This window comes from Rhodanobacter lycopersici (genome assembly GCF_040812335.1).
Classification (GTDB): Bacteria; Pseudomonadota; Gammaproteobacteria; order Xanthomonadales; family Rhodanobacteraceae; genus Rhodanobacter_A; species Rhodanobacter_A lycopersici.
On record NZ_JBFOHK010000001.1, the window covers coordinates 730290 to 743109 of the forward strand.

Here is a 12820-nt window from a genome sequence, read left to right on the forward strand (position 1 = left end):
ATGGTGGCTGCCGGGCCCTTCGAGTCCGCCTGGACGATCCCTGCATCAAAGGGGCGAAGTCGAAGCCCCGCACCAGAAGCCTCGACTCCGCCGCTTCGCAGCTACACCCAGCCGTGACCGGCAACGCCGCCATCGCCCGATCGACAAAGCAGCGTCACGACTGCACAGCCGCCATCAGCAAGGTCTTGGGCTCCAGGTACGCGCTCATGCCCCAGCGGCCCATCTCGCGGCCGAGCCCGGAGTGCTTGAAGCCGCCGAACGGCGCGCGCGGCTCGTGGGCCAGCGTGTTGACGAGCACGCGGCCGGAGTCGAGCCGGCGCGCCACACGCTCGCAGCGTTCGATGTCCTGGCCGAGCACGACGGCACTCAAGCCGTAGCGCGTGTCGTTGGCGATGGCGATCGCATCGGCCTCGTCCTCATAGGGAATGATCGTGAGCACGGGTCCGAAGATTTCCTCGCGTGCGATGCGCATGCGGTTGTTCGCACCGGTGAAGATCGTCGGCTTCACGAACCAGCCGGCGTGCAGGCCATCCGGTCGGCCTTCGCCGCCGGCGAGCACTCGTGCCCCTTCCTCGATGCCGAAGCGGATGTAGCCCTGCACGCGTTCCCACTGCTTCGCGCTGACCATCGGGCCGATGTCGGTATCGGCATCACGCGGATCGCCGGACTTGACCTGCGCGACGGCTGCCTGTGCGACCTGTTCGAACTCCGCGAGCCGCCGCCGCGGCACCAGGATGCGCGTACCGGCGATGCAGGCCTGGCCACTGTTGAGGAATCCCGCCTGCAGCACCAGCGGCATGATGGCGGCAAAATCCGCGTCGTCGAGCACCACGGTGGGCGACTTGCCGCCCAGCTCCAGTGTCACGCGCTTCATCGTCTCGGCGCCGGCGCCGACCAGGTGCCGGCCCACCGCGGACGAGCCGGTGAACGAGATCTTGGCGACATCGGGATGGCGCGCGATGGTTTCGCCCACCACCTCGCCACGGCCATTGACGATGTTCCAGACGCCCTTGGGCAGGGCTGCTTCGTGCAGCGCCTCGGCCACGATCTGCGTCTGCATCGCGCTCATCTCGCTGGGCTTGATGACGGCGGTGCAACCGGCCGCCAGCGCCGTCGCCAGCTTGTTGCAGATGAAACCGGCATCACTGTTCCACGGTGTGATCAGCCCGGCCACGCCCACCGGCGTCAGGATCACGCGCGCGCTGCCAGCCTGTTCCTCGAATTCGAAGGATCGCAGCGCGTCGATCGCCTGCGCGATGACATCGGCGGGATAAGCCGCCATCCAGCGACCACGCGCCGCCGGCGCACCGTATTCGGTGACGATGGCTTCCATCAGCGCGTCCGCGCGCGCGGCGATGGCCTTGTGCATGCGCTGCAGCGCGTCGATGCGTTCCTCGCGCGTGGTGCGCGACCATGCGGGGAACGCCGCCTTGGCCGCCGCGATCGCGCGCTGCGCGTCCTGCTCGTCGCCCAGCCGGACCTGGCCGATGACTTGCTCGGTGCTGGGGTTGTGCAAGTCGAACCATTCCTGGCCGTGCGGCGCGACGAATTCGCCGTTGATGTAGATGTGTTCGATGCGTTGCATGTCGATTCCTCCAGGGATGTGACCCGTAGCCCGCGGAACGCGCGAAGCATTGGCCGCCGGGTCGTTGCGCAACACAGTCTAGGGAGGGATCATTGTTCCGATAAGCCGTTTTATTTCGAATGACGTATCCCGTATATCAGGACAATCCATGCGCCGCACGGGAATGACCGAGCTCGAGGTGATCCTGGCCGTCGCGCGCCGCCACAGCTTCCGTGGCGCGGCGCAGGAGCTGGGCATGTCCACCACGGCGGTGAGCAGTGCGGTGGCCGGGCTGGAAGCCCGCCTGAAGGTGCGCCTGTTCAACCGTTCGACGCGCAGCGTGGCGCTCACCGATGCGGGGCAGCGCTACGTGGAGCGCATCGCCCCGGCGCTCGCCGAAATCCGCAGTGCCGGCGAGGAGGCCGGCAGCGGGCCCGACACGCCCAGCGGCACGCTGCGGATCAATGCGCCGCAGGGAGTGGCATCGCTGCTGCTTGAACCGCTGTTCGGCCGCTACGCGCAGCGCTATCCCGGGGTGCACATCGACCTGGTGAGCGAGTCGCGCATGATCGACATCGTGGCGGAAGGCTTCGATGCCGGCATCCGCCTCGCCGAATCGGTGCCGCAGGACATGATCGCCGTGCCGCTCACCCGCGACTTGCGCATGCTGGTGGTGGCGACGCCCGGGTACCTGCAGCGCCACGGCACGCCGAAGCACCCGCGCGACCTGCTCAGCCACCAGAGCATCGGCATGCACATGTCGCACGGCGGCATCTACCAGTGGGAGCTGGAGAAGAGCGGCCACAAGCTGCAGATGGACCTGCCCGTGCGCATGGCGCTCAACGAACTCGCCGCGATCAAGCAGGCGGTACTGCTCGGGCTGGGCATCGGCTTCATCTCCGAGTGGTTCATCGAGGAAGAACTGAAAGCCGGCGCGCTGGTGCCCGTGCTGGGGCCGTGGTGCCCGCCGTTCGACGGCCTGCGCCTCTACTACCCGGGGCGGCGCTTCGTGCCCGCGCGGCTGCGTGCGCTGATCGGGCTGGTTCGCGAGTTGCGGCTTGCCACGGGCTGAAGCAGGCTTCCGCACCACATCAAGGCGGCGCCGGAAGCATCTCGGGAAAACCGGCCGCAGTTGGCGTGATGTGGACCGCTACGCCACGCGCCGATACCGCCCCTGCATCACCGGCTCCCAGTGCACACCGCCGTCGAACGAGCTTTCCAGGGCCAGTTCGCAGGCGCCGTCGTGGAAGACATACGTGTGCCGCGTCTGTCCGCGCGGCGAGCTGCGCAGGAACACCAGCCGCTCGCCGTCCCAGTACCCCGGCGCCGGTTGCGCGGGTACGAAACCGTAGCTGTCGAACCAGTGCAGCACGTACTCGTCATGCCCGGGGCCGGTGGTGAACACGGCGTGCGCCTGCAAGGCGGGACGGCCGTCGCGCTCCTCGCGGTAATCCTGCAGCAGCGCGCGGCCGCCGAAATCCAGTCGCGCGGAGAAATGCCCGCGGGCCGGGCCGCCTTCGCCCCAGCGCGTGGTGGCGATGATCTCCTCGCCCTCCCACTCGCCGGCCAGCAAGGTCAGAGCGTTCTCCATCGCCTACGCCCTCCGCTCGACGCCACGCACCAGCAGATGCTTGGCGAGCTGGCCGTGCAGGTAACCGAGACCGCGCACCACGTGCAGCAGTGCGAAGAACAGCAGCAGGCCCAGTACGCACAGCACGGTCGCGCCGCCCCAGCCGCTCAGCCACTCGATGCCGCCGCAGAACCCGTCCGACAGGCCGACGCAGGTGCCGGTATCCCAATGCCCAAACACGGCGACCAGCTTTATGACGGGCGCGGCGATGAAAGCCAGCGAGACGGCGAGCCAGGTCACGATCAGCGTGAAGTAGAAGATGCCCAGCGGCAGCAGCAGCAGCGCGTACAACATCGAGCTCCAGCTGCGCGGGTCGGTGAACATCGCGCCGATGCGCTGGAACAGCGACATGTGCTTCGGCGGATACGGCGGCCGGCGCGGCATGCGCACACCCAGCATGGTTTCCACCAGGCGCCCTTCCAACAGGGCCAAGCCGCGCACGCTGCCGAAGAACAGCACGATGAACGGAAGGCCGATGATGAGCACCGAGAAGCCCGCCGACATCGAGAGGCCAGCCACCACCCAGGTGAAATAGGCGATGCCGGTGACCAGGCCGAACAGCAGGTAGAACAGCGCGCCCCAGGCGCGCGGGTCGGCGATCACGCCGAAGAAGCGGCCGGCGGCCGAGCGCCGCTTCGGCGGCGGCGGCGGGCGGATCGCACGCTGGATCCGGATCTCCTGGTCGCGGTAGATCTCGGCCACCTCGTCGGGGGCGCCGTAGCTTTCCACCACGTGCTCGAGCATCGCCGCCTCGTCGCGGCCGGGACGCTCGTACAGCTCGGCGCGCAGGTGTTCCTCGGCGTCGTACAGCGCATCCTGGATCAGCGCGGGGTCGGCGCCGCGCAAGGCGGCACGCAATTGTTCGAGATACTCCGCGATCGTGCGCGGCGGCCTGCTGCTGGACGGTGCATTCATCACAGTTCTCCCTGCAATACCTTGTCGACGCTGTCGCGACTGGCGTTCCACGCGGCGGTCCACTCGCGCAACACCTCGCGGCCGAATTTCGTGATGCGGTAGTAACGGCGCGGCGGGCCGCTCACCGAGGGTTCCACCTCGCTGTCCAGCAGGCCCGCGCCCTCCAGGTTGCGCAATACCGGATACAGCGCGCTCTGCTTGCCGGCCAGCACGCCCTCGCCCGCCTGCTCCAGCCGCTTGGCGATCTGGTAGCCGTAGAGCGGCTGGCGCGACTGCCCCAGCACCGCCAGCAACACCAGCGACACGGTGCCGGTGGACAGCTCCTTCTGGAATTTCTTCAGTTGGCTGGCGATGTCGTCCATACGCTTGCCCGTACTGCCTCATAGCTTGGAGTGAAGCATAGTGTTTACTTCACACTAGTACATGCGCCGGAAGTCATGTCCGGCGCCATTGGCGGCGACCTGACGTTTCTTCTATGGTTGCGGCTCACTCCCGACCATGGCGCCCGCATGTCCGCATCCACGCAACAGCCGGAGCACCTGAGGCGCAGCCTCTCCAACCGCCACCTGCAGCTGATCGCGCTCGGTGGCGCGATCGGCACCGGCCTGTTCATGGGCTCGGGCAAGACGATCAGCCTGGCCGGGCCGTCGATCCTGCTGGTGTATCTGATCATCGGCGTGATGCTGTTCTTCGTGATGCGCGCGATGGGCGAGCTGCTGCTGTCGAACCTGGAGTACAAGTCGTTCATCGACTTCTCCACCGACCTGCTGGGGCCGTGGGCCGGCTTCTTCTGCGGCTGGACGTACTGGTTCTGCTGGATCGTCACCGCGATCGCCGAGGTGATCGCGATCGCCGCCTACGTGCAGTTCTGGCTGCCGCACCTGGCGCCGTGGATTCCTGCGCTGCTGTGCGTGCTGCTGCTGCTCGGCCTGAACCTGACGACAGTGAAGATGTTCGGCGAGCTGGAGTTCTGGTTCGCGCTGATCAAGATCGTCGCGATCATCGCGCTGGTGGTGGTCGGCTTCGCGCTGGTGGCGTGGGGCTTCCACTCGCCGGCAGGGAACAAGGCTTCGCTGGCCAACCTGTGGAACGACGGCGGCCTCTTCCCGCACGGGCTGTCGGGTTTCTTCGCCGGCTTCCAGATCGCGGTGTTCGCCTTCGTCGGCATCGAGCTGGTCGGCACCACCGCCGCCGAAACCGCCGACCCGCGGCGCAACCTGCCGAAGGCGATCAACTCGATCCCGGTGCGCATCATCATCTTCTACGTGCTGGCGCTGGCGGCGATCATGGCGGTGACGCCGTGGCGGCTGGTCGAGGCGGACAAGAGCCCGTTCGTGGAGCTGTTCGTGCTGGCCGGCATACCGGCGGCGGCCAGCCTGATCAACTTCGTGGTGCTGACCTCGGCCACCTCCTCGGCCAACAGCGGCATCTTCTCCACCAGCCGCATGCTGTACGGCCTGGCCGGCGAGAACCATGCGCCGAAGCCGTTCGCGCGGCTGTCGAAGGCGGCGGTGCCTTCGCTGGGCCTGCTGTTCTCCTGCTTCTGCCTGCTGCTGGGCGCGGCGCTGATCTACCTCGTGCCGAACCTGGTCACCGCGTTCACCCTGGTCACCACGCTGTCCGCCGTGCTCTTCATGTTCGTGTGGTCGCTGATCCTGTGCGCCTACATGGCCTACCGCCGCAGGCGCCCGCAGCAGCACGCCGACTCGGCGTACAAGATGCCGGGCGGCGTGTTCATGTGCTGGGTGTGCCTGGCGTTCTTCGTGTTCGTGCTGGTGCTGCTCTGCCTGCAGTCCGACACCCGCGCCGCCCTGCTGGCCAGCCCGGTGTGGTTCGTCCTGCTGGGGATCGGCTACGCGTGGAAGAAGCGGCGCCCCGGCAGCCACGCCCCAGAAAGGGGGTAAGTCCATCCGCGGCTGCCGACGCACACCTGCAAGCCAAGTAGAATGGCGCGCCATTCGTCGCCGGGAAGACACATGCAGGGTTCGTCGGGAGTTTCGATCATCCATCCGCGCGTACTGGAGTCCGCGGACAACTGCAGGGCCGAATTTACCTCGGCAGCGCCGTTCCCCCACGTGGTGATCGACGATTTCCTGGCACCGGATTTCGCCGCGGCGCTGCTGGACAACTTCCCCGCCTTCGAGCGCGGCAATGCGGTGGGCGACGACGGCAAGCCGGGCGGCAAGTCCACGCTGGCGAAGATCCGCCAGCTCGGCCCGGTCTGGCAGCAGCTCGACGACGCGATCCAGAGCCCCGGATTCCTGGCGGCGGTGGGCCGGCTCACCGGCATCGACGGTCTGATCTACGACCCGTGGTATCTCGGCGGCGGCACCCACGAGAACCGCAACGGGATGAGCCTGGACCCGCATGTGGACTTCAACTACCACCCCAGCGAACGCTGGCACCGGCGGCTCAACCTCATCGTCTACCTCAACCCGGAATGGGATGCACGGTGGGGCGGTTGCCTGGAACTGTTCCGCGACCCGCACGCCGACGCGCGACCCGCGCGTTCGGTGGCGCCTGCGTTCAACCGTTGCGTGATCTTCGAGACCTCGGAGCGCTCCTGGCACGCCTTCGACCGGATCGGGCTGCCGCCGGAGCACGCCGGACTCACGCGCCGTTCCGTCGCGTTGTACTTCTACACGAAGGATCGCCCCGCCGCGGAGACGGCACCGCGCCACACCACCTATTACGTGAACCGCCAGCTGCCGGCGCACCTGGACGAAGGACATGCGCTGACGCGCAGCGACGTGGCCGAGATCAGGCAGCTGATCGAACAGCGCGACGGGCACATCCGCCTGCTCTACGCCGAGAACACCGCGCTGCGCCAGGCCCAGGATGCCGGCTTCACCGGGCATCTTCTGTACCTGGCCAAACGCGCCTTCGTGCGCTTCCGCAAGTAGCACGGGCACGACCCGGCAGCTCCTGCTAACGTGCCGCGACGCCAACAATCCGGGGAGACCACCATGCGCCATCATCTTGCCGCCGCCGTCGCGATGGCGCTCGGTCTCGCCGCGGCATCGGCCTTCGCCGCGCAGGACAAGCCCACGCCCACCACACAGGAACTGCTGGCGGCCTCGAAGCCTTCCGAATGGCGCACGCCCGACCCGGCCAACCTGCTCTACATGCAACTGCCCGCCGGCCGCGTGGTGATCGAGCTGGCGCCGGACTTCACCCCGCTGCATGCGCGGAACATCCGCACCCTGGTACGCCAAGGCTACTTCGACGGCCTCGGCATCGTGCGCGTGCAGGACAACTTCGTGACCCAGTGGGACGACCCGAACGGCGACGACGGCGGCGACAAGGCGAAGATGCATCCGCTGGGCAAGGCCAAGGCTACCCTGCCGCCGGAATTCACTCGCCCGATCGATCCGAAGCAGGCGTGGACGCCGCTGCCCGACGGCGACATCTATGCACCGCAGGTCGGCTTCTCCGGAGGCTTCCCGGTGGCGCGCGACCCGGCTCATGGCAAGGAATGGCTGGTGCAGTGCTACGGCATGGTCGGCGTGGCGCGCGACGTGCCGCCCGACAGCGGCAACGGCAGCGCGCTGTACGCGGTCATCGGCCAGGCGCCACGCCGGCTGGACCACAACCTGGCGGTGGCCGGCCGCGTGCTGCAGGGCATGCAGTATCTGTCGGCGCTGCCGCGCGGCAGCGGGCCCATGGGCTTCTACGAAAAGGCCGGCGAACGCACGCCCCTCGCGTCGGTGAAACTGGCCGCCGACCTGCCTCCTGCACAACGCGAACGGATCCAGGTGCTGCGCACCGGCAGTCCCACCTTCGTCGCGCTGATCGATGCCGCGCGCCATGGCCACAACGCGTTCTATCCCACACCGGTGGGCAAGCTGGGCATCTGCGATATCCACGCGCCGGTGCGGGTGGATGGGAAGCCGCTGTAACAAGAACCAATGTAAGAGGCCGCTCACGATCTCTCATCTGCTTGCCTCCATTGGGGGAGTGGGCGCTCCGCGTTTTCGCAAGACACGGGGCTCCCCTGCATTCCCGCGAAAGTGACGCCGGCATTCCGGTGCGCGATGGCAGCAAACCGGTGGCGCCTTGTGTGTGACGACGGACACCGCGGCGTAACCGTATCCGAACATCCGGCCTGGCCGTTCCGGTTATGGTGGTTTCCATGCGTCGACCGGTCCGTCACCCATGTCTTTGAACGATACGATGCACCTGTTGCGAGCCTGGCTGCGCGATCCGCGCAGCGTAGGCGCGCTGGCACCGTCCGGTCCCGCGTTGGCACGACTGATGACTGCCCATGTCGATCATGCGCACGGTCCGGTGATCGAACTCGGTCCGGGCACCGGCGTGTTCACCCGGGCCCTGCTGGAGCGCGGCCTGCCGGGACACCGGCTGGTGCTGGTGGAAACCGATCCGGTGCTGGCCAGCACGCTGGCGCAGCGCTACCGGCATGCACGCGTGCTGCGCATGGATGCGGCCAGGCTGGGGCGGTCGTCGTCACTGTTCGGCGACGAACGCGCCAGTGCGGTGATCAGCGGCCTGCCCCTGCTGTCGATCCCGGCCGACAAGGTCGCGGCCATCATCGAAGGCGTGTTCGAGCGCCAGCTGCAACAAGGTGGCGCGCTCTACCAGTTCACCTACGGCCTGCGCTGTCCGGTACCGCGTGCACTGCGGCAGCGCCTGGGGCTGGAGGCCGAACGCATCGGCGGCGCCTGGCTCAACCTGCCGCCGGCCTGGGTCTGGCGCATCCGCCGCCCGTAGGAGCGCACCCTGTGCGCGATGGCTCTGGCTCTGATCGGAGCAAAAGCTTTCGCGCACAGGGTGCGCTCCTACAAGAGCGAGGCATTACCCGCTCTTGCTAACGACATACTTTCGATATATCTTGAATTCACCAATTCGATATATCGGAGTGTGTCATGCGCATGCACCACCTGTTCCACCGCTTCGCCCAACACCGTCACCACGGCTGCCATGGCTTCGTCATGGACGAAGGTGAGCACGGCTTTTACGCTGGCCGCCACGGCCCGTTCGGCGAGCATCACGGCGGCGACGCCTTCGGCGGCTGGGATGGACTGCGCGGCGGCAGCCGACGCGGCGGCGGCCGCATGTTCGGCCACGGCGACCTCAAGCTGCTGCTGCTGGGGCTGATCGAGCAGCAGCCGCGCCACGGCTACGAGCTGATCCGCACCATCGAGGAGATGTTCCACGGCCAGTACACGCCCAGCCCCGGCGCGATCTACCCCACGCTCGCCATGCTGGAGGACATGGGTTACGCCCGCGTGGAAAGCGAAGCGGGCAACCGCAAGCTGTACGCGATCACCGATGCGGGCCGCACCTTCCTCCACGAGAACCGCGCCGCGGTGGACGCCGCGACCTCGCGCACCGAGCACAGCGCGCGCATGGCGGCGAAGATGGCCGCGCCGATGGCGGTGCGCAAGGCCATGCACGCGCTGAAGCATGCGTTGCTGATGCGCACGAGCTGGGACAAGGCCGAGGCGGAACGCGTGGCCGCGATCCTGCAGCGCGCCGCCAGCGAGGTCGCCACCGGCCAGCCGCACGACTGAACCGCTCAAGCCGCCGCTTCGCGGCGGTTCCCCAACGCGCCAGCCATCGCCAGCGCCCGCTCCCCACGAGGTAACCACGATGGCCCCTCATGCCCACCAGCGCCTGCGCCACGAGGTCGTGCTGCGCACGCTCGACGTGCTGCGCGTCGAGCGCCTCACCCCGCACATGCGTCGGGTGACGCTCGGCGGCCCCGCATTGCGCGGTTTCCACAGCGCAGCACCCGACGACCACGTGAAGCTGTTCTTCCCCGATCGCAAGGGCGAACTGGTGCTGCCCGCGCTGGGCGCGAACGGCCCGGAGTTCCCGACCGGCCGCGAGCCGTCGCCGATGCGCGATTACACCCCGCGCCGCCACGATGCCGCGCGCGGCGAGCTGGTCGTCGATTTCGTGCTGCACGGCGACGGCCCCGCCTCCGAGTGGGCTGCGCAGGCGGCACCCGGCCAGCGTCTCGGCGCCGGCGGCCCGCGCGGCTCGTTCGTGGTGGCTGGCGACTTCGACCGCTATGTGCTGGTGGGCGACGAAACCGCCCTGCCCGCGATCGGCCGCTGGCTGGAAGAGATGCCCGCCGATACACGCGTCACCGCATTGATCGAGGTCCCCGAAACCGCCGATCGCCAGCCGCTGCATTCGCGCGCCGATGCCGACATCCGCTGGTTCGAACGCAACGGCGAACCGGCCGCGGACAGCGCCCGCCTGGAACGCGCCCTGCACCAGCTGCCCGCCGTCGAAGGCGACAGCTTCTACTGGATCGCCGCCGAATCGGGCCGCGCCCGCGCCATGCGCCAGTGGCTGGACCAGCACGGCGTGCCGAAGGACTGGATCAAGGCCAGCGGCTACTGGAAGGCCGGCACAGACGGCGACGACTGATCCACCTGACGCCGCAAGTGAACGCGCGGTGAGCGGCGAGGCTTCGCGACCACGAAACCTTGCCATGCCATCGGTTATGCCATGGCACATCGCCATCACTGGCCCGATCACAGGAGACGCGCATGAGGCGCAGGCACAAGCTGCTGGCATGGATCATCGGCGTGCCCGTGACGCTCGCCATCGTGCTGGCTTCGGCGCTGGTGATCACGCTGTCCCTGTTCAACTGGAACAAGCTGAAGCCGACCATCAACGCGCAGGCCAGCACGGCGATCGGCCGTCCGTTCGCGATCAACGGCGACCTCGGCGTGCAGTGGATGCGCGAGCCGCAATCGCGGGGCTGGCGCGCATGGGTGCCATGGCCGCACATCGTGGCGCAGGACATTTCCGTGGCGAACCCGGCGTGGGCGAAGCAGCCGCAATTCGCGCATCTCGATGCGTTGCGCTTCAGCCTCTCGCCGCTGGATCTGCTGCAGCACCGCGTGCGCATCCCCACCCTGCAACTGGTGAATCCCAGCGTGGATCTGGAGCGCGACGCACGGGGCCGCGCCAACTGGACGTTCAATCTGCCACAGGGCAACACGCCTTCCGCATGGACGGTGGATCTCGGCGCCATCGGCTTCGATGCCGGCCAGATCGCACTCGACGACGCCGTCGGCCGCGTGAAGATAGCCGCACACATCGAGCCGCTGCAGCAGGCGATTCCCTACGACCAGATCATGGCGCAGGCGACGGCGGATGCGCGCACACAGGCGATCAGCAGCGCCGGGCGCGATGCCGGCAGGACGATGGGCAAGGACGACGAGCAAAGCCAGTCCGAAGACGCAGCCACGCGAAAATCCAGCTACCAGTTCGCCTGGACCGCGAAGGGCAGCTACCAGGGCGCGCCACTGGATGGCAGCGGCAGGATCGGTGCCGTACTGGCCTTGCAGCAGTCCGACCAGCCGTTCCCGCTGCAGGCGAAGCTGCGCATCGGCGATACCCACATCGCCCTGGCCGGCACGCTCACCGATCCCTTGCACCTAGGCGCACTGAACCTGCACCTGTGGCTCGCCGGCTCCAGCATGGAGAAGCTCTACCCCATCCTCGGCGTGACCCTGCCCGACACACCACCCTATGCCACCCGCGGCCGCCTTACCGCCACGCTGGGACGCAACGGCAGCCGTTTCGGCTATCACGGCTTTCGCGCACACGTGGGCGGCAGCGACCTCGCCGGCGACGTCGACTACGTCACCGGCGGCGCACGCCCCAGGCTTAGTGGCAAGGTGCAGGCCACGCAATTGCGCTTCGCCGATCTCGCGCCGCTGGTCGGCGGCGGCGGTTCCAGCACCACCGCGCCGCCACCCGCCGCATCGGATCGCGTGCTGCCCACGCAAGCCTTCCGCACCGACCGCTGGAAGGCGATGGATGCCGACGTGACTTTCTCCGCCGGGCGCATCGAACACGGCCCGTCGCTGCCGATCCAGTCGCTGTCCACGCACCTCGTGATGGATGACGGCGTGCTCACGCTGGACCCGCTGCACTTCGGCGTGGCCGGCGGCCAGGTAAACGGCATGCTGCGCCTCGACGGCAGTGCCGCATCGATGCGCGGCACGCTGAAGCTGGGCGTGCGCCGCCTGCGCATCGAACAGCTGTCGCAGAGCTTCGCGGCGATGCGCACCAGCCTCGGCGAGATCAACGGCGACGCCGCGCTGGATGCGCGCGGCAATTCCGTCGCCACCCTGCTCGGCACGGCCAGCGGCCAGTTGAAGCTGCTGATGGACAACGGCGCGATCAGCCGCAACCTGCTGGAAATGGCCGGCCTCAACGTGGGCAACATCGTGCTCGGCAAGCTGTTCGGCGACAAGACGGTGAAGATCGACTGCGCCGCCAGCGACCTCGTGGCGCAGGACGGCCTGTTCCGCACGCGGCTGTTCGTGTTCGACACGCAGGACGCGCTGATCGACGTCAAGGGCACGGTGAACTTCGCCGACGAGAAGATGGACCTGGATGTGACGCCCCACACCAAGGGCTTCCGCGTGCTGTCGCTGCGCTCGCCGCTGTACGTGCGCGGCACGTTCAAGCAACCCGACGTGGGCGTGCACACCGGCCCGCTGCTGGCGCGCGGCGCCGGCGCGGTGGCGCTGGGCGTGTTTGCCGCACCGGCGGCCGCGCTGCTGGCGCTGGTCGTCCCCAGCCACGACACCGGCAACGCCAATACCTGCACCACGATCCTGCAGCAGATGCGCACGCCGGCCCGGCGTTGAGTCTTTCTCTTTGCGATCGTCCATGATCGCGAAAGTCAAAGGGGCAGCCGTCCCTGGCTGCACTACTCA

Annotated in this window: 12 protein-coding genes; 8 read left to right on the forward strand and 4 right to left on the reverse strand. The window is 68.0% G+C overall.

Annotation, left to right across the window (positions count from 1 at the left end; translation table 11 throughout):
* Window positions 1–154 precede the first annotated feature (154 nt).
* Window positions 155–1585: an aldehyde dehydrogenase family protein gene (locus ABQJ54_RS03375; RefSeq protein WP_367852852.1), complete on the reverse strand. Its 1431-nt coding sequence runs from the start codon at window positions 1583–1585 to the stop codon at window positions 155–157.
* Window positions 1586–1733: 148 nt separating this feature from the next.
* On the opposite strand from ABQJ54_RS03375, the gene ABQJ54_RS03380 reads away from it, so the two are divergent.
* Window positions 1734–2636, forward strand: coding sequence for a LysR family transcriptional regulator (locus tag ABQJ54_RS03380; RefSeq protein WP_367852853.1), 903 nt, complete (start codon window positions 1734–1736; stop codon window positions 2634–2636).
* Between the two features lie 78 nt (window positions 2637–2714).
* Here ABQJ54_RS03380 and ABQJ54_RS03385 read toward each other — a convergent pair whose 3' ends face one another.
* The 3 genes from ABQJ54_RS03385 to ABQJ54_RS03395 are packed head-to-tail and all read right to left on the reverse strand — an operon-like array spanning window position 2715 to window position 4471.
* Complete coding sequence (locus ABQJ54_RS03385; protein WP_367852854.1) at window positions 2715–3155, reverse strand: DUF1579 domain-containing protein; 441 nt, start codon at window positions 3153–3155, stop codon at window positions 2715–2717.
* A 3-nt stretch (window positions 3156–3158) separates the two neighbouring features.
* A complete protein-coding gene (locus ABQJ54_RS03390; RefSeq protein WP_367852855.1) occupies window positions 3159–4109 on the reverse strand; it encodes a sensor domain-containing protein in 951 nt (316 codons plus the stop codon).
* On the reverse strand, window positions 4109–4471 hold the full coding sequence (locus tag ABQJ54_RS03395; protein ID WP_367852856.1) for a PadR family transcriptional regulator: 363 nt from the start codon (window positions 4469–4471) through the stop codon (window positions 4109–4111). Before ABQJ54_RS03395 ends, ABQJ54_RS03390 begins: the two co-directional genes overlap by 1 nt.
* A 147-nt stretch (window positions 4472–4618) precedes the next feature.
* Between ABQJ54_RS03395 and cycA the strand changes: the two genes are divergently transcribed.
* The 7 genes from cycA to ABQJ54_RS03430 all read left to right on the forward strand — a co-directional run bounded on the left by cycA (window position 4619) and on the right by ABQJ54_RS03430 (window position 12751).
* Window positions 4619–6013 carry a D-serine/D-alanine/glycine transporter gene (gene cycA / locus ABQJ54_RS03400; RefSeq protein WP_367852857.1) on the forward strand — a complete coding sequence of 465 codons (1395 nt, stop codon included), beginning with the start codon at window positions 4619–4621 and terminating at the stop codon, window positions 6011–6013.
* Window positions 6014–6085: 72 nt separating this feature from the next.
* Window positions 6086–7012 (forward strand): 2OG-Fe(II) oxygenase, encoded by a 927-nt coding sequence (locus ABQJ54_RS03405; RefSeq protein ID WP_367852858.1) that lies wholly within the window; start codon window positions 6086–6088, stop codon window positions 7010–7012.
* A 63-nt stretch (window positions 7013–7075) separates the two neighbouring features.
* A complete protein-coding gene (locus tag ABQJ54_RS03410) occupies window positions 7076–8008 on the forward strand; it encodes a peptidylprolyl isomerase (RefSeq protein ID WP_367852859.1) in 933 nt (310 codons plus the stop codon).
* Window positions 8009–8264: 256 nt separating this feature from the next.
* The gene (locus ABQJ54_RS03415; protein ID WP_367852860.1) at window positions 8265–8837 is read left to right on the forward strand and encodes a class I SAM-dependent methyltransferase; all 573 of its coding nucleotides are present in this window, start codon (window positions 8265–8267) and stop codon (window positions 8835–8837) included.
* A 155-nt stretch (window positions 8838–8992) separates the two neighbouring features.
* Complete coding sequence (locus tag ABQJ54_RS03420; protein ID WP_367852861.1) at window positions 8993–9640, forward strand: PadR family transcriptional regulator; 648 nt, start codon at window positions 8993–8995, stop codon at window positions 9638–9640.
* A gap of 79 nt (window positions 9641–9719) precedes the next feature.
* Window positions 9720–10508 carry a siderophore-interacting protein gene (locus tag ABQJ54_RS03425; protein WP_367852862.1) on the forward strand — a complete coding sequence of 263 codons (789 nt, stop codon included), beginning with the start codon at window positions 9720–9722 and terminating at the stop codon, window positions 10506–10508.
* 122 nt (window positions 10509–10630) lie between these two features.
* Window positions 10631–12751, forward strand: a complete 2121-nt coding sequence (locus ABQJ54_RS03430) for an AsmA family protein (protein WP_367852863.1) — start codon at window positions 10631–10633, stop codon at window positions 12749–12751.
* Window positions 12752–12820: the final 69 nt, after the last annotated feature.

Coding starts and splice junctions, on each gene's coding strand:
- ABQJ54_RS03375 (WP_367852852.1), bottom strand. CDS start 1,585: ATGCAACGCATCGAACACATCTACATCAACGGCGAATTCGTCGCGCCG.
- ABQJ54_RS03380 (WP_367852853.1), top strand. CDS start 1,734: ATGCGCCGCACGGGAATGACCGAGCTCGAGGTGATCCTGGCCGTCGCG.
- ABQJ54_RS03385 (WP_367852854.1), bottom strand. CDS start 3,155: ATGGAGAACGCTCTGACCTTGCTGGCCGGCGAGTGGGAGGGCGAGGAG.
- ABQJ54_RS03390 (WP_367852855.1), bottom strand. CDS start 4,109: ATGAATGCACCGTCCAGCAGCAGGCCGCCGCGCACGATCGCGGAGTAT.
- ABQJ54_RS03395 (WP_367852856.1), bottom strand. CDS start 4,471: ATGGACGACATCGCCAGCCAACTGAAGAAATTCCAGAAGGAGCTGTCC.
- cycA (WP_367852857.1), top strand. CDS start 4,619: ATGTCCGCATCCACGCAACAGCCGGAGCACCTGAGGCGCAGCCTCTCC.
- ABQJ54_RS03405 (WP_367852858.1), top strand. CDS start 6,086: ATGCAGGGTTCGTCGGGAGTTTCGATCATCCATCCGCGCGTACTGGAG.
- ABQJ54_RS03410 (WP_367852859.1), top strand. CDS start 7,076: ATGCGCCATCATCTTGCCGCCGCCGTCGCGATGGCGCTCGGTCTCGCC.
- ABQJ54_RS03415 (WP_367852860.1), top strand. CDS start 8,265: ATGTCTTTGAACGATACGATGCACCTGTTGCGAGCCTGGCTGCGCGAT.
- ABQJ54_RS03420 (WP_367852861.1), top strand. CDS start 8,993: ATGCGCATGCACCACCTGTTCCACCGCTTCGCCCAACACCGTCACCAC.
- ABQJ54_RS03425 (WP_367852862.1), top strand. CDS start 9,720: ATGGCCCCTCATGCCCACCAGCGCCTGCGCCACGAGGTCGTGCTGCGC.
- ABQJ54_RS03430 (WP_367852863.1), top strand. CDS start 10,631: ATGAGGCGCAGGCACAAGCTGCTGGCATGGATCATCGGCGTGCCCGTG.